This is a genomic window from Shouchella rhizosphaerae (genome assembly GCF_900142675.1).
Taxonomy (GTDB): domain Bacteria; phylum Bacillota; class Bacilli; order Bacillales; family Bacillaceae_D; genus Shouchella; species Shouchella rhizosphaerae.
Map to the genome: position 1 here is coordinate 511,692 of NZ_FRBS01000002.1, position 23,406 is coordinate 535,097.

Annotated in this window: 27 protein-coding genes; 17 read left to right on the plus strand and 10 right to left on the minus strand. The window is 45.7% G+C overall.

Annotated features, from left to right (window positions below; translation table 11 throughout):
* Positions 1–73: 73 nt before the first annotated feature.
* Genes BUC05_RS08535 through BUC05_RS08545 form a run of 3 tightly spaced genes read left to right on the plus strand, consistent with a single transcriptional unit; the run spans position 74 to position 2,584 of the window.
* A complete protein-coding gene (locus BUC05_RS08535; protein ID WP_011248478.1) occupies positions 74–997 on the plus strand; it encodes an ABC transporter ATP-binding protein in 924 nt (307 codons plus the stop codon).
* Positions 990–1,694: an ABC transporter permease gene (locus BUC05_RS08540; protein ID WP_035202453.1), complete on the plus strand. Its 705-nt coding sequence runs from the start codon at positions 990–992 to the stop codon at positions 1,692–1,694. The genes BUC05_RS08535 and BUC05_RS08540 overlap by 8 nt, the downstream gene beginning before the upstream one ends.
* A gap of 23 nt (positions 1,695–1,717) precedes the next feature.
* Complete coding sequence (locus BUC05_RS08545; RefSeq protein WP_035202451.1) at positions 1,718–2,584, plus strand: DUF4097 domain-containing protein; 867 nt, start codon at positions 1,718–1,720, stop codon at positions 2,582–2,584.
* 107 nt (positions 2,585–2,691) lie between these two features.
* Here BUC05_RS08545 and BUC05_RS08550 read toward each other — a convergent pair whose 3' ends face one another.
* On the minus strand, positions 2,692–2,916 hold the full coding sequence (locus tag BUC05_RS08550; protein WP_011248475.1) for a hypothetical protein: 225 nt from the start codon (positions 2,914–2,916) through the stop codon (positions 2,692–2,694).
* A 271-nt stretch (positions 2,917–3,187) separates the two neighbouring features.
* Here BUC05_RS08550 and BUC05_RS08555 point away from each other — a divergent pair, with 271 nt between their 5' ends.
* Both BUC05_RS08555 and BUC05_RS08560 read left to right on the plus strand, forming a co-directional pair.
* The gene (locus BUC05_RS08555; protein WP_035202449.1) at positions 3,188–3,394 is read left to right on the plus strand and encodes a hypothetical protein; all 207 of its coding nucleotides are present in this window, start codon (positions 3,188–3,190) and stop codon (positions 3,392–3,394) included.
* Positions 3,395–3,538: 144 nt separating this feature from the next.
* A complete protein-coding gene (locus tag BUC05_RS08560) occupies positions 3,539–3,982 on the plus strand; it encodes a hypothetical protein (protein WP_011248473.1) in 444 nt (147 codons plus the stop codon).
* 262 nt (positions 3,983–4,244) lie between these two features.
* Here BUC05_RS08560 and BUC05_RS08565 read toward each other — a convergent pair whose 3' ends face one another.
* A complete protein-coding gene (locus BUC05_RS08565) occupies positions 4,245–4,523 on the minus strand; it encodes a hypothetical protein (protein ID WP_035202448.1) in 279 nt (92 codons plus the stop codon).
* Positions 4,524–4,605: 82 nt separating this feature from the next.
* Positions 4,606–5,772 carry a DUF418 domain-containing protein gene (locus tag BUC05_RS08570; protein ID WP_035202447.1) on the minus strand — a complete coding sequence of 389 codons (1,167 nt, stop codon included), beginning with the start codon at positions 5,770–5,772 and terminating at the stop codon, positions 4,606–4,608.
* 245 nt (positions 5,773–6,017) lie between these two features.
* On the opposite strand from BUC05_RS08570, the gene BUC05_RS08575 reads away from it, so the two are divergent.
* Positions 6,018–6,899, plus strand: a complete 882-nt coding sequence (locus BUC05_RS08575) for a TetR/AcrR family transcriptional regulator (protein ID WP_035202445.1) — start codon at positions 6,018–6,020, stop codon at positions 6,897–6,899.
* Between the two features lie 219 nt (positions 6,900–7,118).
* Entirely contained in the window at positions 7,119–7,982 is an 864-nt protein-coding gene (locus BUC05_RS08580) for a pirin family protein (protein WP_035202444.1), read from the plus strand.
* 3 nt (positions 7,983–7,985) lie between these two features.
* On the opposite strand, the gene BUC05_RS08585 is transcribed toward BUC05_RS08580, so the two are convergent.
* Positions 7,986–8,327, minus strand: coding sequence for a winged helix-turn-helix transcriptional regulator (locus tag BUC05_RS08585; RefSeq protein ID WP_035202442.1), 342 nt, complete (start codon positions 8,325–8,327; stop codon positions 7,986–7,988).
* A gap of 107 nt (positions 8,328–8,434) precedes the next feature.
* Between BUC05_RS08585 and BUC05_RS08590 the strand changes: the two genes are divergently transcribed.
* A complete protein-coding gene (locus BUC05_RS08590) occupies positions 8,435–9,769 on the plus strand; it encodes an amidohydrolase family protein (RefSeq protein WP_035202440.1) in 1,335 nt (444 codons plus the stop codon).
* A 162-nt stretch (positions 9,770–9,931) separates the two neighbouring features.
* Here the strand turns inward: BUC05_RS08590 and BUC05_RS08595 are convergent, their stop codons facing one another.
* The 5 genes from BUC05_RS08595 to BUC05_RS08610 form a co-directional block, all read right to left on the minus strand.
* Positions 9,932–10,801, minus strand: a complete 870-nt coding sequence (locus BUC05_RS08595; RefSeq protein ID WP_073304570.1) for an aminoglycoside 6-adenylyltransferase — start codon at positions 10,799–10,801, stop codon at positions 9,932–9,934.
* A gap of 231 nt (positions 10,802–11,032) precedes the next feature.
* Positions 11,033–11,923 (minus strand): manganese catalase family protein, encoded by an 891-nt coding sequence (locus BUC05_RS08600; protein ID WP_011248465.1) that lies wholly within the window; start codon positions 11,921–11,923, stop codon positions 11,033–11,035.
* A gap of 64 nt (positions 11,924–11,987) precedes the next feature.
* On the minus strand, positions 11,988–12,239 hold the full coding sequence (locus BUC05_RS08605; protein WP_063609122.1) for a YuzF family protein: 252 nt from the start codon (positions 12,237–12,239) through the stop codon (positions 11,988–11,990).
* A 150-nt stretch (positions 12,240–12,389) separates the two neighbouring features.
* The gene (locus BUC05_RS21905; protein WP_257006639.1) at positions 12,390–12,512 is read right to left on the minus strand and encodes a hypothetical protein; all 123 of its coding nucleotides are present in this window, start codon (positions 12,510–12,512) and stop codon (positions 12,390–12,392) included.
* Entirely contained in the window at positions 12,509–13,606 is a 1,098-nt protein-coding gene (locus BUC05_RS08610; protein WP_073304572.1) for a Rap family tetratricopeptide repeat protein, read from the minus strand. The genes BUC05_RS21905 and BUC05_RS08610 overlap by 4 nt, the downstream gene beginning before the upstream one ends.
* A 557-nt stretch (positions 13,607–14,163) precedes the next feature.
* Between BUC05_RS08610 and BUC05_RS08615 the strand changes: the two genes are divergently transcribed.
* The 9 genes from BUC05_RS08615 to BUC05_RS08655 are packed head-to-tail and all read left to right on the plus strand — an operon-like array spanning position 14,164 to position 22,048.
* Positions 14,164–14,916, plus strand: a complete 753-nt coding sequence (locus BUC05_RS08615) for an IclR family transcriptional regulator (RefSeq protein WP_073304574.1) — start codon at positions 14,164–14,166, stop codon at positions 14,914–14,916.
* A gap of 15 nt (positions 14,917–14,931) precedes the next feature.
* Positions 14,932–15,954: a DctP family TRAP transporter solute-binding subunit gene (locus BUC05_RS08620; RefSeq protein ID WP_063609125.1), complete on the plus strand. Its 1,023-nt coding sequence runs from the start codon at positions 14,932–14,934 to the stop codon at positions 15,952–15,954.
* Positions 15,955–15,965: 11 nt separating this feature from the next.
* A complete protein-coding gene (locus tag BUC05_RS08625; protein WP_073304576.1) occupies positions 15,966–16,481 on the plus strand; it encodes a TRAP transporter small permease in 516 nt (171 codons plus the stop codon).
* Complete coding sequence (locus BUC05_RS08630) at positions 16,397–17,812, plus strand: TRAP transporter large permease (RefSeq protein WP_306344998.1); 1,416 nt, start codon at positions 16,397–16,399, stop codon at positions 17,810–17,812. The genes BUC05_RS08625 and BUC05_RS08630 overlap by 85 nt, the downstream gene beginning before the upstream one ends.
* Before the next feature lie 20 nt (positions 17,813–17,832).
* Positions 17,833–18,600, plus strand: coding sequence for an SDR family NAD(P)-dependent oxidoreductase (locus BUC05_RS08635; protein ID WP_035203566.1), 768 nt, complete (start codon positions 17,833–17,835; stop codon positions 18,598–18,600).
* A gap of 17 nt (positions 18,601–18,617) precedes the next feature.
* Positions 18,618–19,106, plus strand: coding sequence for a PPC domain-containing DNA-binding protein (locus tag BUC05_RS08640; RefSeq protein WP_050748997.1), 489 nt, complete (start codon positions 18,618–18,620; stop codon positions 19,104–19,106).
* Positions 19,107–20,591 carry a class I adenylate-forming enzyme family protein gene (locus BUC05_RS08645; RefSeq protein WP_035203565.1) on the plus strand — a complete coding sequence of 495 codons (1,485 nt, stop codon included), beginning with the start codon at positions 19,107–19,109 and terminating at the stop codon, positions 20,589–20,591.
* Between the two features lie 2 nt (positions 20,592–20,593).
* Complete coding sequence (locus BUC05_RS08650; protein WP_073304578.1) at positions 20,594–21,730, plus strand: thiolase domain-containing protein; 1,137 nt, start codon at positions 20,594–20,596, stop codon at positions 21,728–21,730.
* Positions 21,731–21,736: 6 nt separating this feature from the next.
* Positions 21,737–22,048, plus strand: coding sequence for a Zn-ribbon domain-containing OB-fold protein (locus BUC05_RS08655; RefSeq protein ID WP_073304580.1), 312 nt, complete (start codon positions 21,737–21,739; stop codon positions 22,046–22,048).
* Between the two features lie 79 nt (positions 22,049–22,127).
* Here BUC05_RS08655 and BUC05_RS08660 read toward each other — a convergent pair whose 3' ends face one another.
* Positions 22,128–23,390, minus strand: a complete 1,263-nt coding sequence (locus BUC05_RS08660; RefSeq protein ID WP_035203563.1) for an MFS transporter — start codon at positions 23,388–23,390, stop codon at positions 22,128–22,130.
* Positions 23,391–23,406 lie beyond the last annotated feature (16 nt).

Genomic DNA, 23,406 nt, shown 5'->3' on the forward strand with positions numbered 1-23,406 from the left:
ATGGATTAAGCTAAGTGTGTAACAAATCAATACGCTTATTGTACCCCATTAAGGGAATCAGGAGGAAATAAGAATGGAAGCCATTATCCAAATCCACCAATTGTATAAGAAGTTTAAGGGAATCGAAACAATCTCTAATGTCAATATGAAGATAAACAAAGGCGAAATTTATGGTTTTTTAGGTCCGAATGGGGCAGGGAAAACGACAATTATGAAAATGATTTTGAATTTAGTCAAGCCTTGTTCTGGTGAAATTCTGGTCTCCAATCAATCGGTCAAACCAACATCCTATTTGTATTTAAAGAATATCGGCAGCATTATCGAAAACCCTGTATTTTATGAGCGGCTTACCGTGAAAGAAAATCTCGAGCTTCATTGTCATTACCATGACGAACATGATCAACATGCAGTCAAAGAAGCATTAGAAGTGGTCGGCCTTGTCGGTGTCGAGCAAAAAAGAATCGATGAACTTTCTTTAGGAATGAAGCAGCGATTAGCGATTGCTCGGGCAATCGTGACAAAACCAGAAATTCTCATTCTTGATGAACCGATTAATGGGCTTGATCCAATCGGAATTAAAGACATTCGAGAACTGCTAGTGTTGTTAAAACAAAAATATGGCGTTACGATCTTGATTTCAAGTCATATTGTTTCAGAAGTGGAAGCGATCGCCGATACGGTCGGGATCATCAATCGAGGAAAACTGTTAAAAGAAGTGAAAATGGAAGAAATCCGAAAAGGAAATGACCACTATCTTGAAATCGAAGTCAACGACTTGGAAAAAACATTGACCATTCTAAAAAAGAAGCTGGGCATCAAAAAGTATCAAATTGTAAATCAACGGTCGATTCGAATTTTTGATCAAAGTCTTTCTCAAGCTCAAATGAATAAACAGTTGGTGGAAAACGATGTGGAAATGAGCAAAATGGAAATGAAACAACATCATTTAGAAGCGTATTTTTTAAATCTTATTAACGAAGGAGGGCACCATGCTTAAACTGATCAAATTAGAATGGAGAAAAAATCACTTATCCCGTTATTTTAAAGGAGTCGTCATTTCAATCACAACGATCTTTGCGGCGGTTGCCCTTATGGGATGGGGATCAAAAGGACAAGAAGACATTATGTTTCCGGATTATTTTGAATTCATGTCGTTAACAAATATATTGGTTAGAATTGTATTTATCATTTTTTCAGCCACTGTTTTATCTCGTTTAGTTATCGAGGAGTACAAAAGAAACACGGTTCAATTGTTGTTTACCTATCCACTACAAAGAAAGAAAGTAATGCGAAGCAAATTGTTCATTGTCTTTGGGCTTTGTTTTTTCAGCATGATTCTAGCCTCCATTATGATCAATATACTTGCGTTTTATTTAAATCCAATCATTGGATTCTTTGAAAAACCGATGCACTTAAGCGATATTCTTGGAACAATCCCCTCTGTTTTTCTTCAAGCATTTATGATTGCCGGAATCAGCCTAATTCCGTTGTATTTTGGCATGAGGAAAAAATCAACGGCTGCCACCATTACTTCAGCTGTACTAATTGGTTTTTTAATCAACGGATCAGTTTCAGATGGAGTCGATCAAACAAGCCTGTTTCAATTCATTGGAGTGCCGATCCTATTCTGTGTAGGAGGCCTGATGATTGGCTATTTTTCTTTTCATCGCCTAGACAAAATCGATCTTATTTAAACGTCAAGAAAGGAGGAAGAAAAATGAAACGAATCATGGCCATTCTCGTTGCATGCGCCGCAATTGGCGGACTCGTTTACGGGTTTACTAAGATAGGGGAGAATCAATTCCAAGCAGAAGAATCCTTTAACCCGGCGAAAATTGAAGAAATCGAAATCAATAATGAATCATGGGATGTGGAACTCAAACAAGCTGAATCAACACAACTAACGATTACAGCCGAGGGCACACAGAAAAATAAACAAAGGGACCCTGTAACCATAGAAAAGCAAGGAAACAAAATGACGATTCAACAGTCAGATGAAACAGGCGGCTCACGAGGGTTCAGCTTTGGAAAGAACGGTACGATTTCTGTCTCAATTCCAGACAATGAAATCAACACAATCACAGTGTCAAACAATAATGGCGATATCGAAATGAAAAATATAGCGACGACAAACCTTATTGTTACAAACGGCTCAGGAAGTGAAAGAATAGCCGGGATAGCTGTTGAAAAGGGACAAATTACTTCAATCGATGGTGAATTAACCGTAGACAATAGTTCATTGCAGGAATTGGTCGTAGCTTCTAAGGCTGGAGATAGCGATTTAACCAATGTAACAAGTTCTAAGATGAACATTACTTCAACAGACGGTGAAGTATCTGTCAAAGAAGCAACAGAAGGAGAATCCCTTTTTGTCGAAACGAAGTCTGGCGACATCACCCTGTCATACAAAGAAGCTCCTGCTTCATTACAGCTTACCGCCCAAAGCGAATCAGCCGATATTACAGTTGGATTGGCTAATATGAAAGAAACAAAGAGTACAGAGAAATTAAAAGAGGGAACAATTGGGGAGGCATCACACACAGTGGAGCTATTCAGTACACACGGCACCATCAATATAAAATAGATGGATGCTGATCGAAGCGCGTCCAAATATAACAAAAGCGAAGCCTCCTTATCAAAGGGGCTTCGCTAAAAGTCGGTAATCGATCTTATATGGTGACTCAAAAAAGCTTAAACAGACGTACATTCTTTTTTGCACGTGGAGTTTGTCCAGTGCTCCATGATGGCCGCTTCCTTATAGTCATTGTCAATGACATGGATGGCTTCAGGTTTGTGCTGAATAAGACGCAATACTGCCGCAGCCATCTCCTGCTCATCGCTAGGCGTGGCAAAGGCAAGTGACTCTAACGCGCTTATAAATTGTTGGTTTAACATATCATAACCGACTGCATCCATTGGAACCATCCTTTCAAAAAGTGTTGCTATTAGTTTGTACCTTTTTAAGCGGGAGCGCAAACATTATGCTTGGGGGAGTGATGTGTAAGTAGGGTACGGCCTAAGCAGGACAAGTACTAAGTCTAGCCGGTTCGTTTTTGTCTTTTAGAAATGCACATTATTCAAAGGCGATTTCAACGTTTCCCATCGAAAAATTGAGTTTGACATTTACTATCCATTTGGCTAATCTGAATTGGAGATTAACCATTTTTTTCAATTTAGGGGGTTTGAAATGAGTCCTTTTATTGTATTTGTTTTTGTATTGGCTTTAGTTCTTGTAGGCCATGCAGCAATGGCCAATGCCAGAACACAAAAATTAAACGAACAAGCAATTAAAAATGCCCAAGAGTTTCATAATAAGTCTATTAGTCTACTTGAACAAATTCTCGAAACAGAGAAACAGGTATTAGAGGAATTAAGGAATAAGCAACATAATTAATCCGTTTGCCAATATTGACGAAGCAAACGCGCTTTTGGCTTAATGGAGGGGTTGTTTGGAATCACCATCAAAATTAGCCAGGTCCGCAGTTTCGCAATTTGTCAAAACCGTAGGCGTACCAATATTTCAAGAGGGAGTATCTCAATGAAAAAAACACTAATGCTAGGATTAACAATGACGTTTATTGCGACAGGGTGTTCAGCTCCATCAAATGACATGGAAATAAAGGAAGAAATCAGTCAAGAAAATGAAGACGTAGAGGCTAGCAGTGCAGGTAATGATAAGAATATTCACAGGGCGGTTTTAGACGGTATTCATAATACAGCGATGATTTATCATGCGACGCTACAGGAAACATTTGATTTCACTGATGAAGATTTAGTAGAATTTGAAAACGTGCTAGATCATCATGAAAGTACAATTCGGTTGGCAAAAGAATTTGACGTTTCAAGTGAGATACAACACTCCCTTGAAGAAAGCTTAGAATTGACAAGGCAAGCAATAGAGCAAAAAGATATTAGCTTATTGGAAGAAGCAAATGAATATTTACAAAAGCTTGATGAACAACATTGGTACGAAAAAAAATAGCAACCACTCCTAATTCCATGAATGATAAAGTATTAGAATAGGGGTGGTTGCTATTTAAAAACAATTAGAAACAAAACCGAAAAACTCTTTACTCGGCTCGAATCGAAAAAGGGAGCCGACTGGCGAAAAGCTAGAAATAGTACCCTTCATTTAGGTGAGATGGGAAGACTCTGTCGGTAAAAATGTAATATCTACTTTTTCACCGTTTGGGCTAACTCCTAAAGTAAGGGCAATTACTAGAAGCGATAGAAAAACAATCCGTTTAAACAAATTGATTAACTCCTAAAGTGTTTTGGTACAGACGTGCTTCATGTGCAACTTTCATATACTTCAACGCCAGCTTGGTTTTTCCTTCCTTTTCTGCAAATTGAGCTGCTTCTTCTGCCAGTTCACCTACTTCAAAATCCATTCCTTCCTTTTCTAGATCTGTAATGGCCTGATCGATCAAATCAAAGTTGTTTTTAATATAAAGGCCTTCCATAAATAAGCATCGGGCACCATATTCTTTGTTTTGATAGTAAGCGGCACCTGTTGTTGCCATTTTATTTTTAAAAATGAAAGTAGGTTCTGGGGAAATACCCGCATCTTTCCCTGTTTAAAAAGCAGCCTACACGGCCGCTTTTCTACGATGCACGAGGAGATGATTTCCGGTATACGAGTTTACGGAACAGGTGGTCAATTGGGCCGCTTTTTTGTTTGGATTCGAGCCATGCGGCGCAGCCAAGGGCTGTGAGCCAAATGCAGAGAGTGAGTCCCCAGCCTGCGGCCATGCCTAGTTGGTTTCCTAGATTAAGTGTTTGTTTTGAGAACAGCACAATTAACATGATTTCGTTGTAGATAAAAAACGTAAGCGATCGTTTTCCGAGGGACGTGATCGCCCATACAATACCGCTTGGTTTTGTTATTTTCGGTCCTATTAAGCCAAAGATAGCGGCGTAAGCAACACCCCCTAAAATGCCTGTTGCCATATGCAAGGAAAACGTCAAGCCGACTAAGGCTGGCGTCAACTCGATCAGTTGGTTGCTGTATAAGGCGTGGGGAAGAGCGCCGATCAAGGATATGGAGAGCCCGTAAACAGCTGCTTTTTTCAGGAATGGTTTGTTCTTTGGGCTTTCATTTAACAAGCCTTTTTGTCCGGAGTAGATACCTATAAGGATTGATACCCCAACAGGCAGCAGAAAATGAGCGATGAATGGTCCGCCTGTTGCAAATTGGATAAACTGGCTTGTGACTCGCTCGAAGTAATGTGCGTAATTGCCTGGAAGGATCGCGTTTCCATTAAATTGTGCATAGGCCATCGCTATCCATGTGAGCGGCAAAATGACGGCATACGCAAGGGATACGGCCATGATGCTTCGAAGTACGGTTTTGTCGCTTCGGAACAGTAGCCAACAACACGCGAGAAGGGCCGTCCCATAGATGGCGAGGATGTCTTTTCCGCCGATCAGAACGGAGAGGATGAAGCCAAATAAAATCAGAAACCATGCCCTGCGGTAAAGAGATGTTTTTGCCTCTTTTATCGGTTTGTTTCGTTTTAAATAACTGCGCACAATCAAAGTTAGACCGTAGCCGAACAACAACGCAAACATCGCTCTTGCCCGGTTATCAACCAAAAAGACAGAAAGATAATTGACGATGGTATCGTACATACTCATACTTTCGGGACGGGTTAACAAGGAGCTGCCCAAAAACAAAGATGCATGGGCGAGGGCGACAAGAAGAAGCATAAAACCTCTAGCGAGATCAAGTGAAACAAAGCGTTTTTGTCCTAGCTGAGCGATAGGATTCATTTGTGCGTTCTCTCCTTTTTGCGTGATGTTTCCCTCCATTTTATGGAAGTTTTAATTTATGATAGCACTGGTAGAATCGCGAGTCAAAACTTACTAGTATCTTTTATTAAAAGGGTAAAATACACATAGGTACTTATTAGTACTATAGTTGGAAGGGGAAGTACTTTCTTATGAAAGTAAAAAAATCTTCGATGAACCTTTATAATCAATGAAAGGACATAATCCGTCTAAGAGGGGAACGTTAAATGGTGAAACAAGCAGATATTATGCGTGCGGCCTTTCAGCTATTCAGTGAAAAGGGCTACTCAGCCACAAGCGTGCAAGAGATTGTCACTATATGTAAAATGTCCAAGGGTACGTTTTACAAACATTTTTCATCAAAGAAAGAACTCTTTTTTAAACTGTTAGAGCACCGGCATTTTTTGACTGATAGCGAGGAGCAAGCAATTGAGGAAAGTGGGCTTGAAGCAAAAGAGAAATTTTTGCGGAAAACGGAACTATATATGAGGAGTTTGTATGGCAATCGAAATATCTATCATCTGATTCCTTTTGTAATGGAGCAAGAAGAGTTCCGGGAATTAGACGAACCGATTAGAGAGTTTAAAATTCAATCCTACCATCGAATAAGGCAGAATATAGAGCGCGCATACTCAGAAGAGCTCGGCCATATTTGGGATTTGGTGTTGTTCTATGAGTCGGCTGTAAAAGAGTATGTGGAAGTAGGCTCTCACTATGAAGAGGAACTTGACTTTTCACATGGGGCGCAAATGGTAGTTTTTTATCTCGATCTCCTGGTGAAGCATGGGGAAGTGAAACAGCCCCTTCTTTCGCACCGCTTGATGGAACCATTTTGTAAGTATCAACCAATCCAGACACGCCAGATGTCGGCAAAGGAGGAAGTGGCACGTTTCGTAACTCTTTTAGAGCAGCAAATTGAGGATGTGCCTCTATCAGGAACCGAGCGTGATGCACTTCGAGCTAATATAAAGTTGTTAAAAGAAGAACTCAATCAACCGGAGCCACGTCTTATGCTCATTCAGACAGTGCTATCATTATTCCAACAGAACGATGCTTTTAAGGCAACCGTTGAGGCAATTGCAACGTATTTGCGTGAGGGCTTTAAATGAATGATTGGGCATAGCTATGGTGATAGAAGGAGTTTCCCGGCGGGGCGGCTCCTTTTTCTATTGGCTGAGACGGCACCGTCAGTGAAATATTGTGGCGATGTCATTTCTCCATCATTCCGAAAAAAACAAAAGTATCTCCAAAGGAACTTACAGAGTTGAAAGTGCCTCATTTTTTCCAGTGTGGAACTTGTTTATACTTACGGTAAAGGAGGCAGAAAAATGGAAGCGCAAATTGCACGCACGATTCGCGAGCATTGGTATGTCCAGTATAGGCAAAATGGGTATCCCCATGTGCAACAAGGATGGGTGTTGCCGCCAGGGCGAGAGCAAGATTTTGATCCTTTTGTCGTGATGGCTGATGACTGGTTTAAACGAGGGACGTTTTCCGACCATCCTCATCGTGGTTTTCAAACGATCACGTATGTGATTGACGGCAGGTTGGAACATTCCGATAACCATGGCGGTTATTCGATTTTGGACGCAGGCGATGTCCAATACATGAATGCAGGTTACGCTGCCCGCCATGCGGAGGAGGCATTTGCCGATGATGTCATTCATACGTTGCAGTTGTGGGTGAATTTGCCGAAAGCATTAAAGCGCTCGCCTGCCAGTTACCAGGACGTCCGTCTGGAAGAAGCGCCAGTAGTCGAAATAGACGGCGGTTCACTGCGTGTTTATTCCGGGAAAGCGGCCGGTGTGACTGGGCCGCTCCGTTCTGCAGTCCCTGTGCAGATGGTGGAGCTATCGTTGCAGGCGGGGGCGGAGTACGATTTAACACTGCCTGCACAGGACAATGGCCATCTTTATGTGCTGCAAGGGGAGTTGGCTTTTGGGCCAGAGGCAAACGAAGTCGTTTTAGGAAAAACGGGTGTCGGCTTGTTCAATTGGCCAAATGAAACGGGACAAACCGAAAGCGTCCTACGTGTCCGTGCCTTGCAGCGATCAAAAGTGCTTGTCTATTCAGGAAAGCCACTGCGCGAACAGGTCGTTGCCCATGGTCCGTTTGTCATGAATACGATCGAGGAAATTGAAGAAGCCTATGCTGATTTTCGCGCTGGCAAATTTGGCCCGCCCTCGCAATAATGTCTATTTCTGTTGTTGCGCCGCCAGATAAGCATGGTGTGCTTTGCCCCATGCATGCAGTTGCCGCAAAATCGGCTGGAGTGTTTGGCCATGCTCTGATAGCGAATACTCGACTTTCGGGCGACCTTCGCCAAAAACGCGGCGCTCGATTAAGTGTTCTTGTTCAAGCTCGCGTAAATGGGCGGTTAGCACTCTTTGGGTGATGTCGGGAATGGCGCGGCGCAACTCATTAAAGCGCAATGTTGTGTGATAGTCAATGTGAAGAAGGATCAACACTTTCCATTTGCCGATAATCGGCGCTAGCGCTGTGTTCACTAAGCATTCATCGGGGTGGTAGTTTTCCATAAAAGCAGCCCTCCAATCAAGTCGCTTCCTTTATTTATTTTACGAAAAACGAAACGGTACGCGCCAATGATTTGTTTTGGCGAGCGATAAACAAAGGGGGAATTTCATTGACAGACAAAGTGCTTTTTAAAGGCGGCACGATTCTCACACTTGACCACAAGTTGGGTGTTCTGAATGGGGCAGACTTGCTTGTGGAAGGATCGAAAATTGCTGCTGTGGAGCAAACGATCGAGGGGGTTGACGCCGAAATCGTTGATGCCGCTGGGATGATTGTCATGCCAGGGCTTGTTGATACGCACCGCCATACGTGGCAGTCGATTATCCGTGGCATTGGCAGTGATTGGTCGTTGCAGACGTATTTACAGTCCATCTATTTTGGCAACCTTGGCAGCAAACGGCGGCCGGAAGATGATTACATCGCCCAATGGCTAGGTGCTGTTGAGGCCCTCGATGGAGGAGTAACAACGCTTTTAGATTGGACAATGATTAACTCGGATGAACATACCGAACAGCTTATAGCTGGGTTGCGTGCTTCAGGCATCCGAGCCCGCTTTGCCTATGGTTCACCTGGGGAAGAGAGCTATTGGAACCGAGAGAGCCGGCTCGACTTAGCGGCGAAAGCAGAAGAAGTGAAAAACGCTTATTTTGCCTCAGACGGAGAGCTTGTGACCATGGCGCTGGCGATTCGTGGGCCGGAATTTTCCTCTTGGGAAGCGACTATTGCTGAAATCGAAGCAGCGCGCCGCCTTGGCCTCGTTTGCAGCATGCATCTCGGCTTTGGCAACTGGGGTGCACAAGACCGATCTGTCACCAAGTTGCACAAGGCTGGCCTTCTTGGGCCTGATCTGAACATTGTCCATGGGAATGCGATTGCGAACGAGGAGTTGGAACTGCTCCGCGATTTCGGCGGCAGCTTGTCGATTACGCCTGAAATTGAAATGATGATGGGGCATGGCTATCCGGTGACGGGGGCTGCGATTGAACGTGGCGTAACCGCTGCACTAGGAGTGGACGTGGTCACATCGACTGGCGGTGATCTATTTGCGCAAATGAAGTTTGCCTTGCAAGCAGAGCGTGCAAAAGAAAACCAACGTCTATTGGATGAAGGGATCATGCCTGAACAAGTGCCGTTGTCGACGAAACAGATGCTAGAAGCTGCCACAATCGAGGGGGCAAAAGCGTTAATGCTTGAAGATAAGATTGGCACACTCACGCCAGGGAAAGAAGCTGATTTGATTATGCTTCGGGGTGATGATGTGAATTTGCTGCCGGTAACGGACCCATTTGGTGCTGTAGCACAAGCGGCACATCCAGGAAATGTCGATAGCGTCTTTGTCGCAGGCAAAGCAAAAAAGCGCAACGGCCAGTTGGTTGGAATCGATAAAGACAGGTTGAAAAAGCAAGCGGTCGAGGCGCGGGATTTTATGTTGTCGTCTCGTTAAAGAGAGTTGCTGGTAGAGCCAACATCATGTAGACAACCGTTTGTCAGGCGCGGGACGGGGTTCCTGTTTTCATGCTAAAGCATAGAGGACCGAGATAAAAAACGACATAAGCAAGCGGCTAAGTCGGAAGGAGCCTTATCGATTGATAAGGCTCCGGATTTTTTAGTAAATCTCTGTTGCGTCTTCGGGCAAAGCGTGAATGTGCCGCAAATACGTTTGTACGTTTTCGGCATCTGTGTGTCGGTAGTCAAACGAGAAGCAGGCGGCCACCTCTTGCGCTAGCTCTTCAAAAAGGTGTGCCATCGCCCATAGTGCGCGCCACATATCTTCGTAAGTGGGGCTAGGGAAAGTCGATAGAAACAGCTGCCACCGTTCTTCGTCCACATACTGTTCGAGATATTTGCCATGTTTGCCAACGCTGACGCGAAACTCGTTGTCGATGCCAACTGTCCATTCCAGCATGCGCAAAAGCATGGCCCGGATGACATTCAAGTGATCGTATGCATACGTAAACTCTTGGCGCCACAATCCTTTTGCGACATAGGTGGACACCCACCAAAATTCATTGCAGCAATCTGAATAAAGGGATTGGTTCGGCTTTTGGACCCAATAATCACAATCAGTCGGTGCAGGCAATGGCGGCAACGCTTCATCTTTGTCCAATAACACGACAGACAAGCGGTCGCCTTGGTTCCATGTCGCGCGCCTTTCGATTGGACAAAGTGTTAAATCAATCCGGTTTCCATCTGTAAATAACATCAAGTATGCAAATGTCCCGTCGCTTTCTGGCGGAATGAGCGTCATCTTTTCTGGCGTCTGCATGATGATTCGTTCGCCAAAACAATCAATCCAGCCAGGATCGGAGACAAAAGAGTCGACGTCACGGACAATGTAAACAATGTCGTAATCTTGAAACGGGTCTTTTCGGGCATTTCGGTTGGTTCGAGATCCATTCATACATACGGCCCTGATCCGTTCGTCTGATTTGGCCACACCTAGCAACAAGTTAATCATTTCGTTATATGTTCGCATCGTTTTCTCCTCCATCTGCTTTCAATTTAAGGGCTGATTTGCTGGGAGAGAGGAGGCGCGCGAATCGGGTATTGACGTTAAGGAAACTGTTCAGCGTTCATCCTTTTTCCTCCTGAAATTTGCGTATTTCGTCCATCGTACATGATTTTTGCGATCGTGAAAAGGCTCTCTCTTTAAGGAGTTACAACAAAAAAGCCAAAGGACCTTGCTGATCCACTTGGCTCACATTCATCATAGGTTTTCTTTTAACCGTTTTACTATTTTCATATAATCATCAGGATCAATTCCTGGCGCAAACATTTCCGGTTTTTCTTCAAAGTCTGGCACAGGCGCCCCTTCAGGCATGCCATCAATGACATGGAGCGGCTCGCCCGTTTCTGGATTTTCTCCTTTCCAAATTTGACGAATGTCCCGGTACTCAGGTTCATCCCATGTATAAAGGACATTGTAGAGGCCTTGGTCCATGTATTTCCGGGCAGTATCAAAGGCATTGTTATCAGGATGGGGGACTGGAAGCATTTTTCCGATATCGATGCCTGTCGCAACTTTAATCGCTTTGGCATAGGCGATAATATGCGTGCCTCCCCGCACAAGCAAATAACCGCATAGTTCTCGTGCAGTTGGGTTAGTCGTCATTTCGTACACACGGGCTTTATGTGTCCGGGCGCCGATTTCGAGCACGTAGTTATGGAGCAGGTCTTCGATTAATACACCAGTATTGGTGACAAAATCGCCATTCCATGGCCGGCCCATGCCATCCCCTGGATAGGACGTTTGCGCAGTTGTCGTGAAATGGAGAGAATAGCGTTTATCTTTGCCGTTTTGTAGTGGCGCTGTGTCTGGGTCCCCAGGGAACGTGTTACCATAGGACATTAAATTAATCGCATTGGCGACCAACTCGACATGGCCAAACTCCTCAGCCGTAATGCTCGCAATTAAATCGTAAAACGGTTTGTATTTCTTTTTCCCTCGAAAATTGAACGATTGGAACATGTAGTTGTTTAACGTCGACATTTCGCCAAACTTGCCGCCCATCAACTCTTGCACGGCTGCCGCACCGTTTGCATCGCCATGCTCTGGGCGCGGCAACTCAATTGCAATTCTGTTCACTCGTTTCATCATAAGCATTTCCTCCCTATTCAGTAGCCCATACGCTCATGCATATGCGCCAGGGAGGCTGTCTTAGTCAATTTTTCTGTTTCACTTGCTGAGCCTTCGCTTGGTGTACTTTAGCTGGATGCACCCAAATGATTTGCTGGCTGCGGACATAAAAGGGAGTCCCGCCCATTTCCACAACAAGATGGTCAGGTTGGACCGCTTTAAGTATGCCTCTCAACGCCCCTCTTGTCGTCTGCACACCGATCATCGTACCTATTTGTTTCGCCAACATGCCGTACACATAAGGATCATGCAATTGCCATTCAGCTTTGTTGCTCATTTGATCTCTCCTTTGCCTCTTGGTGTAGGCAGTATATGCACGACAAAGCAAATAGGGAAGTTGCCTATATAGGGAAATTCTTCAAAGCGAGCGCAAGCATTTAAAGAATGAAGGATGGTGCGCCCCCTTATCTAGTATAGGCCAACGATGTTAATGCCCAGAATCTACTTTCCCATCTGTCTGAATGATGGATGGATGGCTTTCTCCCCATGGGGGAGGGGCAATCGAGACGCATACCAATGCGACTGCCAATACGAGCAATCCCTTTTTCATTCCTGATCGACTCCTAGCTTAAAGAAATTTTGCCGCGCATGGTAGGCAATTTTTAAATACTTTAATGCTAAATCTTCATGGCCGATTTGTTCGAAAAACGCGCTCGCTTCTTCGGCGATTTCATCGACTTCAAAGTCCATGCCACGGTCTTCAAGATCTTTTAAAGCTTTGTCAATGAGTAATGGATCAGAGTCTACATACAAACCGGTCGTAGCTAAACACTTTGCTTTGTATTCATGATTGTCAAAATAGTGGGCGCCTGTATAAGCTTTTTTCAAATGAGGCGCTGCTTCTTCCGGTAAATTTAGGCGATACAATGTATTGGCCAAGTCATGTTCGCTTTTGGCTCCAAGAATGTGGTTGCCTAGTTCTTTAACAGACAAGGCCTCTTCAAAATAACGCTTTGCGCTTCTGTAATTTTTTTGTCTTACGGCATTTAATCCTAGTGCCCTTAAGGCAATCACTTTGGCCGTTGAATGGTTTCCTGCCGCCAACATCGCTTCTTTAAATAGAAGCGAGGCTTTCTTGTGCTCCCCTGTTTCTGAATAAATGCCGCCAAGTATTACTTGGCAGAAGACAACCCTTTCTGTGAAACCTAAACGCTTGAATGCCTCCAACGCTTCTTCAATGTGGGAGGCAGCATACGGGTATTGGCTTATCCGATACAAGGAAGAACCCATATAGTAGTGGAAATCGGCTCTTTCGGCTTTGTCTTTAACATTTTCAAGCAAACGCTCTGCTTTACGAAAAAGACGAATCGCGGAGCGGTAACGTTCGTTCATAAATTCATTTTGGCCACTAACAAAAAAATAGAGATACTTAAGCAAATGATCCATTGAGTTTTCCGCAACACTGGCTTGCTGCATAGCATGAGGGTCTTTCCCACCTTTGCCTACTTGGTTCATCATGATATGATGGCGAAACGCAACTAATGAATAATAGGATAGCATTCGGTCATTTGGTTCCATTTGTTCAATCATGCCATCGACTTCTTCTTTAAGCTGAATCGATTGTTCTACGGACCGGGCAATAATACAGCTGTACCATTCAACAATTTTAGCTCCGACTTCTTCCGGTGATAAGGCCACAGACATATTCAACGTCCCCCCTCTGGATCGACGACGACATCGTTCATACGTAAATTATTATAGTAGTAAAACAGTAGTAGAGTAAGAGTTTTTTATTTTCTCAACAAAAACGCGAAAAGTAGAAATACGAGTCCAATCTTGCCCCGAAAAGCCGAGAAAAGGGAGCTTTCTTACATGCGCTCCTTAAGCAGAGAGCCAATCGCGCACCAACTATGTATGCGTCTCGTAACCTCGATACGATAAAGCATATGAGAGGCTTTTCCCTCGTATTCGTTTTTCCCTTTCTTGAGGGTGCCACTCTCTGCCTAGGTGTGTGGATGAACATTTTTCGCTTAATTTCGCTTCCTACTAGGCGTTCGCCATACTCCTTGCGAGTTCCTCTGTTGTTAGTCCCGACGAACACCCTTAATGGCTTTTCTAAACGAATATGTGCCTCGTGAAAAGGCAGTCATGGCGACGTTTTGCAATTATTTTCAGAAAAATTGTTGACGGTTTTATCGTGTGCAGCTATAATTTTCATATAAGGAAAATTAATTTTCACTATGTGAAAGTAGTTGATAAGAATGGAATACCAAAACAAAAGTTTGCGAAAAGCGTTTGAAATCATTGAGTCGCTCTGCGCCAAACCGATGACAGCGACAGAGTTGTCAAAAAAGTTAAACTTGAATCCGAGCACATTGCATCGTTTTCTGGCCAATTTAGAGGCGATGGGGTACACGGAAAAGTTGAAAAACAATCAAGTCCGGTTGACACAACAATTTATCCAGCTAGGGAAAATGGCGCAAGCCCATTATGATGTTGAGGCATTGGCCAAACCTTATTTAAAAAAGCTTGCTGACAGTACAGGGGAAAGCGTCTTGCTGTCTTCGTTTCACCAGTTTAAAGTGACGTATTTGGACAAAATTGAAAGCTCGCAAACAGTGCGAATCGTTCTAGGGCCAGGAAGCCATGCACCTTCTTATGCAGTCGCGTCTGGAAAACTGTTTTTGTCACAATTGTCTCCAGAGCAGCTTGATGATTTTTTTGCAAATACAGAATTAAAGCCTTTTACAAAGAACACGTTTGCAGATGAAGTGCAATTAAGAAAGGAGTTGGTGCACATTAGAGCGCAAAACTATGCCATCGATGAGGAGGAGTATGAAATTGGCTTAAAAGGATTCGCTGCGCCAATTAGGGAGGCGACAGGCACGATGATCGCGGCATTAAGTGTAGCCGGCGTTTCCTTGCGTTTTGACGATGAAAAAAGCAAAGCGACGATTGAACAATTGCTTCGTTATGCGGAATTGATTTCGATTGACTTAGGATGGAAACGTTAGAGAGGAGGAGCGCTTATGGGCAAGAAAGCGCTTAGCATTATTTTGGTAGCGCTTACACTATTTCTTGGGAGCTGTAGTGAACGGTCCGTTGCTGGAAATGAAAAACGACATTATGAATGGAAAATGACGGTTACAGTAGGCAGTGGCTCGACTTGGTATGAAGCGGCCAAAAAATTTGCCGATGACGTGGAGGCTGAAACGGATGGCAGAATCACCATAGCGATTTTCACGAATGAACAGTTGTCAGCTGGAAGCCCGGAAGCGGGAGTTGAGCAGTTGATGGATGGAACGAAGGATTTCTCTTATAATTCCAGCATTATCTACGCAGGCATCGATCCACGATTTGGCATTTTGAGCGCGCCGTTTTTAATAAACAGCTATGAAGATGCAGAACGGATGCTCAATGGCGAATCAGGAGCTCTGATTAATGCCATGCTGCGTGAAAGGGGCGTCGAACCTCTTGGCTTTGCGGAAAGCGGATTTCGGCAAGTTACAAATGACACACAGCCGATTAAAAAGCCAGAAGACTTAAAACACTTAAAAATCAGGGTGCCTAGTATGGGGGTGTTTACGACCCATTTCCGCAATCAAGAAGCCGACCCGATTACAATGGCTTTTTCTGAAGTGTACACCGCTCTGCAACAAGGCACCATCGATGGCCAAGAGAACCCAGTCGATGTCACCTATTCTTCTGGGCTTTCAGAAGTGCAAGGCTACATGACGATGTGGAATTACGTGTATGACGCTTTAATCCTTGGCATGAATAAGGAGTTGTATGACTCCCTTGATCGAGAAGATCAACAACTGATTTCAAGGCTAGCCGAGGAAGCGAATGCGTATCAAATCGAGATTGCAAGAAACAAGGAAGAAAGGCAATTAGAAGAGTTAAAGGAAAAAGGAATGGACATTTATTACCCAACGGATGAAGAAATTCAACAATTTCGCGATGCTGCTCAGCCTGTATACGAGCATTTTGAAGACATTTGGGGGAAAGAAAATATGCAAACGTTTCTAACAGAGGCGGCTGCACAAGATTAGGGGGATTATATTTGAGAGGCTTGGCTATTTTTGAATATGTGTTGGTTGCCGTCTCACTTGGGACGATGTCGGTGATTACATTTGCCAATGTATTATCCCGCTACTTGTTTCATACTTCTTTCTCGTTTGCTGAAGAGATAACGATCAATCTATTTGTGTTGATGACGTTTGTTGGCGCGTCGATTGCGATTAAACAACAGGCACACTTCGGTTTTCGCTTTATCTATGACAAGTTGAGCGGCATGTGGAAACGAGTGGCTTTAGCGGCTACGTGTTTGGTGATGATCGTTTTTCTCAGTTGCATGTTTTACTTTTCAATGGAACTCGTGTTGGCACAGGCAGAACGGGGCCGTGTGACGCCAGCTTTAAGTATACCGCAGTGGTTGTTTACTTCCGCGATTCCCCTCGGTAGCTTGCTCTGTTTCATAAGGACGGTTGAAATGTGGGTGACCGAAAGCAAGAGGCTCACGCAAGGGGGAGAGAAGCAGCGGAAGGTGGAAATGGCGGCGAAAGAGGTGAATCGGTAATGTTATCGGCGTTGCTCTTTGTATTGTTCTTCTGTTTGTTGTTGATCCACGTGCCTGTTGCCTTTGCATTAGGTGTATCAGCTTTGGTCATTCTCGTGTTGGGCTCGGGGTTTTCGTCGTTGGCGCTTCTCCCTAGCATTATGTATTCCTCCATTTCTTCATTTACGTTATTGGCCATTCCGTTTTTCGTGTTAGCTGGCGTCATTATGAGCTATTCGGGCATTTCTAAACGGCTTGTTGACTTTGCCTACCTTTGTTTTGGCCACAAGAAAAACGGCATCGTCATCGTCGCCATTGTCGCTGCGTTGTTTTTCTCGGCTATTTCTGGCTCAGGGCCGGCGACGGTTGCCGCAATGGGCGCGATCCTCATCCCTGCCCTTGTTAAGAATGGTTTTAACAAAAATAGTGCTTCGGCGTTGATTGCCAGTTCAGGCGCACTAGGAATTATTTTGCCGCCAAGCATTGCCTTTATCATTTTTGGCGTCATAGCCAATGACTTTGTTGGCATCTCCATTAGCCGCCTGTTTGTCGCAGGTATCATACCGGGCCTTTTACTTGCTGCCGGTCTTCTCGTTGCCAGCATTTTTGCAAGTAAGCGCGTTTCTCACTTGCAAACAGCAAGCAAGCGCCCAGATGAAGCGGCAGCCAGCGTGGAACGCGCCTCTTTGGCAGCAATTTTGAAAGCGTTTTACCGAGCGCTTTTCGGGTTGCTTGTCCCTGTCATCATTATGGGCGGTATCTATTCAGGCATGTTTACGCCAACGGAGGCTGCCGTTGTCGCGGTGTTTTATGCACTGCTCGTCGGCGGGGTGTTTTACCGAGAAATAAAACTGAAACATCTCGGCCGAATTTTAGTCGATTCGTCTGTACAATCAGCGGTCATTATGTTCATTATTGGCGCTGCTTCATTGTTCTCTTATCTCGTGACGACGCAACATGTAGCGGAAGGGATGACGCAAGCTGTGCTAGGGATGACGGAAAACCGCGTCCTCCTATTGCTTCTGACAGCCGTGATTTTGTTGGTGATTGGCGCGTTTATAGACGCCATTTCCGCATTTTATATCTTTGTACCGATTTTGATGCCGATTTTGCTTGAAGTCGGCGTTGACCCGACTACGATTGGCGTGCTCATGACGGTCGCATTGGCAATTGGCCTGTTTACGCCACCTGTCGGATTGAATTTGTTTGTGGCCAGTGGCATTTCTGGTGTGCCATCTGAACAAATTGTAAGGGGAATTGGTCCTTTTCTAGTTTCTTCTATTGTTGTGTTGCTCATCGTCATGTATGTTCCAGCTGTATCCAATTGGTTGCCAGATTTATTGAATCTTTAAATAAAAAGGAGTGGGCAGAAATGTCGAAAATGGCAGGGAAAGTCTCAATCGTAACAGGAGCAGCACGGGGGATTGGCGCCGCTGCTGCGATCGAATTAGCGAAGGAAGGAGCCGATGTCGTTTTAGTCGATGTGTTGTCTTGTGAACAGACGAAGGAAACAATTGCAAACGATGTCGGTGGGGCAGAAGTTGTTTGTTATGAGGTAGATGTAAAAAATCGCGATGAAGTGGAAGGCCTGATGAAGGCGGTTAATCGTCGATTCGGACGCATTGACGTTGTCGTCAACAATGCCGGCACTTGTTGCCGTTACGACTTAGAGTCAATGACAGATGAAATGTGGCATCGAGACATAGACACCAATTTGCGTGGGACCTTTTTAATGACACAAACAGCGATCTATCCGTATATGAAACAACAAGGCAACGGCAAGATCATTAACATTAGTTCGATCTCAGGTATTATGGGCGGCCCTTTTGCTTTTAATGAGGGCGAAAGAGCAGAGCGATCTGGACCAGCTTATGCAGCCTCCAAAGGCGGCGTGATTGCATTTACACGCTGGGTTGCCAAAGAAGTGGGCCGGTTAGGGATTACGTGCAACAGCATTGCCCCAGGACCAGTAGCAACCGAGATCACGAAAGGAATGAACTATCCATTGGCCAATCAAGTGATCCAACGGATGGGCACACCAGAAGATATTGCAGCAGCCGTTGTCTATTTAGCGTCTCCCCAAGCCGACTATGTGACAGGGGAAGTATTAAAAGTATGCGGAGGAAGTGCAATCGGATAAAAAGAGGGAGTGATGAAATGAAGGAGCGTGTGTCCCATCTCTTTAAGGCGTCGGAGAGCCAAACCTATTTCGGTTCGATTTGTGCGGGAGAAGACTTGATGGACAAAATCATTGAGTTATGCGAACAACACGGCATTCGTTCAGGAATGGTTACCTGCATTGGCTCACTGAAGCAAGCCGGTTTCACGGTTTTTAAAATGAAAAACGGGCGTACAGACGGCTATGCCCCACCTACCGTTATTGCTGAGCCGGTGGAACTAATTCAAGCAACAGGGTTTATTTGTGAAGATGAACATGGAAAACTAGATCTCCATTTGCATGGCATCATTGAAAAACAAGATGAAACGGTATCGGCGGGCCATTTTTTAAGGGGTTACAACAAAGTATGCATTACGGCAGAGTATTGCGTCATTAGTGCTGGCCATGTAACGGGAAAACGCCACTATGATCCGAGTTTAGGTTACAAAGTTATCAACTTTCACCATAGCGGTGTAGGAGGGGATTAAATGGAAACGATTGGGGCGCTCGCCAAAAAAGCCATGCTCCAGCATGTGGATAACGTTGCCGCCAGCGACGAAGACGGGACGCTTACGTATGGCCAGTTAAAGAAACGCGCCTGCCAGCTCGCCCATGCTTTAATGCAAAGTGGTTTGAACAAAGGGGACCGAGTGGCCACGCTCATGTCCAACCGCAAGGAGCATATTGAAATCGATGCGGCGATCGCATTTGCCGGACTAGTGAAAGTACCAGTCAACTACAGGCTTCACCCAAAAGAAGCGACTTACATTATTGAACATGCAGGAGCGAGCGTCGTCATTGGCGAGAGGCAGTTGCTGGCAGGCCTCTCCGCCAACGTTGAACGAATCGACGTGGAGGAGGCATACGAACCGTTTTTGCAAACGCAAAGCGATGATTTTCCTGATGTCGCCGTTGGCGAAGATGACCTTTTTGCGATTATGTATACGTCAGGCACAACTGGGAAGCCGAAAGGGGCGATGCTGACACACCGAAACATGGTAGCGGGCGCACTATCGCTCATCCAAGCCTGTGAGATCACGTATGGCGACACCATCGGGCATGTCGCCCCGTTAACGCACGGAACGAATTTTTTGGCGCAAACCGCATGGTTCTATGGGCTCAAGCAAGTCGTATTTAAAAAGTTTGAGCCGAGCGGTTTTATCGATGAATTGGAAAAACAGCAAGTGACGGTGATGTTCATGGTGCCGACACTCGTCAACTTAATGGTTCATGACCCGTGCTTTGACCCTGTTAAATTGCGCAGCCTGAAATCGATTAATATGGCTGGTGCGCCAATTGCCGTCCCTAAATTGCAAAAAGCATTAACGGCGCTCGGTCCAAAGCTTGCGGAAACGTATGGCCTCGTTGAAGCGCCAATGGCGATCACGATCATGCCAAAACAGCAGCTCGGGGCGAGGCCGAGCTCTTGCGGAGCGGCCGGGCCATTTGCAGAAGTGAAAATTGTCGCGCCCGACGGCGAAGAGGCGCCGGTTGGCGACATCGGCGAAGTTGCCTGCCGAGGCTCGCTTGTGATGAAAGGCTATTGGCAGAATGAAACCGCAACAGCTGAAGCAATCAAGGATGGCTGGTTTTATACCGGCGACTTAGGCCGTCTTGACGACAAAGGCTACTTGCATCTTATGGATCGGGCCAAGGACGTCATCATTACTGGTGGCCTGAACGTCTATCCCCGGGAAGTCGAAGAAGTGCTCAATCAATATCCAGCTGTGAAAGAAACGTGCGTCTTCGGCGCCCCGGATGAAAAATGGGGAGAACGGATTTGTGCCCATGTCGTATTGCAGGCTGGCGCCGCCCCTGTCACGGAAAAAGCGCTCATTGCCCATTGCACGGAGCATTTGGCCCGCTACAAAAAGCCGAAAGTAATTGAATTTGTGCACGAACTGCCAAAAAACAGCTACGGGAAGATAATGCGGAAAACATTGCGAAACCAATACAAAAAGGCAGGTGTCTGAATATGGCGCACGTGTCCGTAACCGGCACTGGACGAACGGCGTTTGGAAGAAAGAGCGAATCGATTAAAGCGCTGTTGGTAGAAGCGAGCCGCCAGGCATTGACCGCTGCTGGCCGGCCGAAAATCGATGCTGTGTTCGTCGGCAACTTTTTAGGCGGAGCCCTTTCACAGCAAGAAATTCTCGGTGCGATCCTTGCCAATGAGTTAGGCTTAGGGCCTATTCCAGCCATGAAAGTCGAAGGCGCCTGTGCTTCGGGAGGCATTGCTTTTAGGCAAGCGTACCAACTCATCAAAGCTGGCGAATACAATGCCGTTCTTGTCGCAGGTGTGGAAAAAATGACAAACGTTGATACAGAGACCGTCACCAATGCGATTAACGCAGCGATGGACGCCGAATCGAACGAAAGCGCGACGGGGCTAACGTTTCCAGGTTATTTTGGCGCTGTGGCCAACCGCTATATCCACGAATATGGTGCACAACGAAAACATTTGGCGATGGTCGCCTTAAAAAACCGGATGTACGCCCAAGCCAATCCAATCGCCCAATTTCAAAAGGCTATTTCGTTAGAAGATGTGTTAACGGCAAGGCCCGTTACCGACCCGTTGCGGTTGCTCGACTGTTCACCGATTTCCGACGGAGCGGCAGCAGTCGTCCTGAAAAAAAGCGAATCAGGCGTCCGTGTGTTGTCATCAGGCCAAGCGAGCGGCACGCCGCTCATGCAAGAAGTCGGCAACTTGCTTAGGATCGAAGCGACACATCGTGCCGCCCAGCAAGCTTATGCACAAGCCGGACTCGGTCCTGAAGACGTCGACGTAGTCGAGCTTCATGACTGTTTTTCCATTACTGAACTGATTGCGATTGAGGAGCTTGGCTTTGCGGATAGAGGCAAAGGCTGGGAAGCAGTGGAGCAAGGCCTGACTCAGCATGGCGGCAATGTTCCTGTGAATACAAGCGGAGGGCTGTTATCAAAAGGCCACCCTATTGGCGCCACAGGCATCGCCCAAATCGTGCAAATCGCAGAACAGCTAAATGGCATCGCCTGCAACCAAGTAGATGGCGCGCGCATTGGCCTTGCCCAAAACCTAGGCGGCACTGGCGCGTATTCGGTTGTCCACTTATTCGCTAAGGAAGGGAGCTAAAGAGCAATGAACATGCCAGCAAGCCGCTGCCCTGATTGCGGCCGTTTATTCCACAACGGAAAAAGCTACTGTCCGGATTGTGACCGTGACACGCTCGATTCCATTGACTTAAATGGCAAAGGCAACGTGTACTCGTATACAGAAATTTATGCAGCACCAAAACGATTCGCACAACAAGCCCCTTATTTGATCGTACTCGTCGAGATGGAGCACGGCCTGCGCGTGACAGGAAGGATGTTGAACGGGCCGGTCCAGATAGGCGATCGAGTTGAATTGCACAAAGTAGAAGATCATTGTTACTATTTTGCTGCGCTTTAATCGAGAAAGCGACTGATCGGAGAGCTATAATCCATAAAACCCCAGTCGGAACAAAAAACGCCCAACTGGGGTTTTGCTATTAAGAAGCAGTCGCCGGGCTGCTTTCGGCTGTTGCCGTTTTCGCATTGTTTGGCAGTGTAATGAACTTTGTCAAAACAGCGCCAAGCAAATGAAGGCCGGCAATGAGCCAAATTAAGCCTGTTACGCCAATAAAGTCGAAAAACAAACCGACAAGCAAAGGGCCAACAAATACGCACAGGCCAGCGCCTAAATTCAAAATCGCCATCGCCGCGCCTTTGTCTTCTTTTACTAATGAAGGAACTAACGCAGATAATGGTACATAGCCGGCAATACAGGCGCCCCAAAGGATGCCGACAATTTGCATGGCGAGAAAGTTGCCGCCTGTCAACGCTGGTGTATAAAAGAAGACGACTGTGAAGATGGCACAGCCAACACCGCCAAACCACATCACTGTATTGCGCCAGCCAAATCGGTCGCCAATCAGGCCGGAAAGAAGGTTGACTGCAATGTTGGAGATGAAAATCGTCCCCCATAAACTAAGCCAAGCGGATGTACTGAGCCCATATTCGACCGCAAAATAAGTTGGAATAAACACTGGAAAGGCGTACTGGCCTGTTTGGTTAATAATGCGGACAAGCCCAGCGATGCCCACTTTCGGCTCGTGTTTAATGATTGTAATCCCTTTTAACAGCTCTCTCCACTTCGACGTTCCGCTTTTTGCTTCTTGGCGGACGATTTTGTCACGGTTAATGACGAGTGCAAACAAGGCTCCAAGCCCAATGAACAAAAGTGCACTCCAAAGTGTGTTGTGATGCCCTAAATGTTCAATTGCCCAAATGGAATAGTAAGCGCCAAGCACGTTTAAACCGCCTGTGAAAACAAACCAAAACCAACCTACAGCTGCGCCAAGTTGGCGTTGCGGCGTCCGGTAGGCGATCCAAACAAGGAATCCGTAGGCAAAGAGAGGGTAGCCGAATCCCCGCATCGCGTATGTGACGAGCATCAACGGGTAATTCAAGTCGCCGATTGCAAAACCAACAAAGCCAACGGTGCCAAGCACATATAGCAAGACGCCGAGAAACATCGTTTTTTTCGCGCCAAGGGCTTCAAATAATGTGCCTGAAAACCAAGACGAAACGGCAATAGTCACGCCATAGGCTGTAAATAAGTAAGCCGATTGCTGGACAGAAAGCCCCTGTTCAACTAAGTAGGGGCTTAACCAACCAATTTCAAGGCCATCGCCAACCATAAAAAGCATGACACCGACATATCCCCACAGCAAATGGGAAGGCAAGCCGACTTTGTTTATTAAATGGGTCATAGCACTTCCTCCTCGA

What these genes read in the sequence shown, in the direction of transcription:
- BUC05_RS08535 (WP_011248478.1), top strand. Translation starts at nt 74, where the DNA reads ATGGAAGCCATTATCCAAATCCACCAATTGTATAAGAAGTTTAAGGGA.
- BUC05_RS08540 (WP_035202453.1), top strand. Translation starts at nt 990, where the DNA reads ATGCTTAAACTGATCAAATTAGAATGGAGAAAAAATCACTTATCCCGT.
- BUC05_RS08545 (WP_035202451.1), top strand. Translation starts at nt 1,718, where the DNA reads ATGAAACGAATCATGGCCATTCTCGTTGCATGCGCCGCAATTGGCGGA.
- BUC05_RS08550 (WP_011248475.1), bottom strand. Translation starts at nt 2,916, where the DNA reads ATGGATGCAGTCGGTTATGATATGTTAAACCAACAATTTATAAGCGCG.
- BUC05_RS08555 (WP_035202449.1), top strand. Translation starts at nt 3,188, where the DNA reads ATGAGTCCTTTTATTGTATTTGTTTTTGTATTGGCTTTAGTTCTTGTA.
- BUC05_RS08560 (WP_011248473.1), top strand. Translation starts at nt 3,539, where the DNA reads ATGAAAAAAACACTAATGCTAGGATTAACAATGACGTTTATTGCGACA.
- BUC05_RS08565 (WP_035202448.1), bottom strand. Translation starts at nt 4,523, where the DNA reads ATGGCAACAACAGGTGCCGCTTACTATCAAAACAAAGAATATGGTGCC.
- BUC05_RS08570 (WP_035202447.1), bottom strand. Translation starts at nt 5,772, where the DNA reads ATGAATCCTATCGCTCAGCTAGGACAAAAACGCTTTGTTTCACTTGAT.
- BUC05_RS08575 (WP_035202445.1), top strand. Translation starts at nt 6,018, where the DNA reads ATGGTGAAACAAGCAGATATTATGCGTGCGGCCTTTCAGCTATTCAGT.
- BUC05_RS08580 (WP_035202444.1), top strand. Translation starts at nt 7,119, where the DNA reads ATGGAAGCGCAAATTGCACGCACGATTCGCGAGCATTGGTATGTCCAG.
- BUC05_RS08585 (WP_035202442.1), bottom strand. Translation starts at nt 8,327, where the DNA reads ATGGAAAACTACCACCCCGATGAATGCTTAGTGAACACAGCGCTAGCG.
- BUC05_RS08595 (WP_073304570.1), bottom strand. Translation starts at nt 10,801, where the DNA reads ATGCGAACATATAACGAAATGATTAACTTGTTGCTAGGTGTGGCCAAA.
- BUC05_RS08600 (WP_011248465.1), bottom strand. Translation starts at nt 11,923, where the DNA reads ATGATGAAACGAGTGAACAGAATTGCAATTGAGTTGCCGCGCCCAGAG.
- BUC05_RS08605 (WP_063609122.1), bottom strand. Translation starts at nt 12,239, where the DNA reads ATGAGCAACAAAGCTGAATGGCAATTGCATGATCCTTATGTGTACGGC.
- BUC05_RS21905 (WP_257006639.1), bottom strand. Translation starts at nt 12,512, where the DNA reads ATGAAAAAGGGATTGCTCGTATTGGCAGTCGCATTGGTATGCGTCTCG.
- BUC05_RS08610 (WP_073304572.1), bottom strand. Translation starts at nt 13,606, where the DNA reads ATGTCTGTGGCCTTATCACCGGAAGAAGTCGGAGCTAAAATTGTTGAA.
- BUC05_RS08615 (WP_073304574.1), top strand. Translation starts at nt 14,164, where the DNA reads ATGGAATACCAAAACAAAAGTTTGCGAAAAGCGTTTGAAATCATTGAG.
- BUC05_RS08620 (WP_063609125.1), top strand. Translation starts at nt 14,932, where the DNA reads ATGGGCAAGAAAGCGCTTAGCATTATTTTGGTAGCGCTTACACTATTT.
- BUC05_RS08635 (WP_035203566.1), top strand. Translation starts at nt 17,833, where the DNA reads ATGTCGAAAATGGCAGGGAAAGTCTCAATCGTAACAGGAGCAGCACGG.
- BUC05_RS08640 (WP_050748997.1), top strand. Translation starts at nt 18,618, where the DNA reads ATGAAGGAGCGTGTGTCCCATCTCTTTAAGGCGTCGGAGAGCCAAACC.
- BUC05_RS08645 (WP_035203565.1), top strand. Translation starts at nt 19,107, where the DNA reads ATGGAAACGATTGGGGCGCTCGCCAAAAAAGCCATGCTCCAGCATGTG.
- BUC05_RS08650 (WP_073304578.1), top strand. Translation starts at nt 20,594, where the DNA reads ATGGCGCACGTGTCCGTAACCGGCACTGGACGAACGGCGTTTGGAAGA.
- BUC05_RS08655 (WP_073304580.1), top strand. Translation starts at nt 21,737, where the DNA reads ATGAACATGCCAGCAAGCCGCTGCCCTGATTGCGGCCGTTTATTCCAC.
- BUC05_RS08660 (WP_035203563.1), bottom strand. Translation starts at nt 23,390, where the DNA reads ATGACCCATTTAATAAACAAAGTCGGCTTGCCTTCCCATTTGCTGTGG.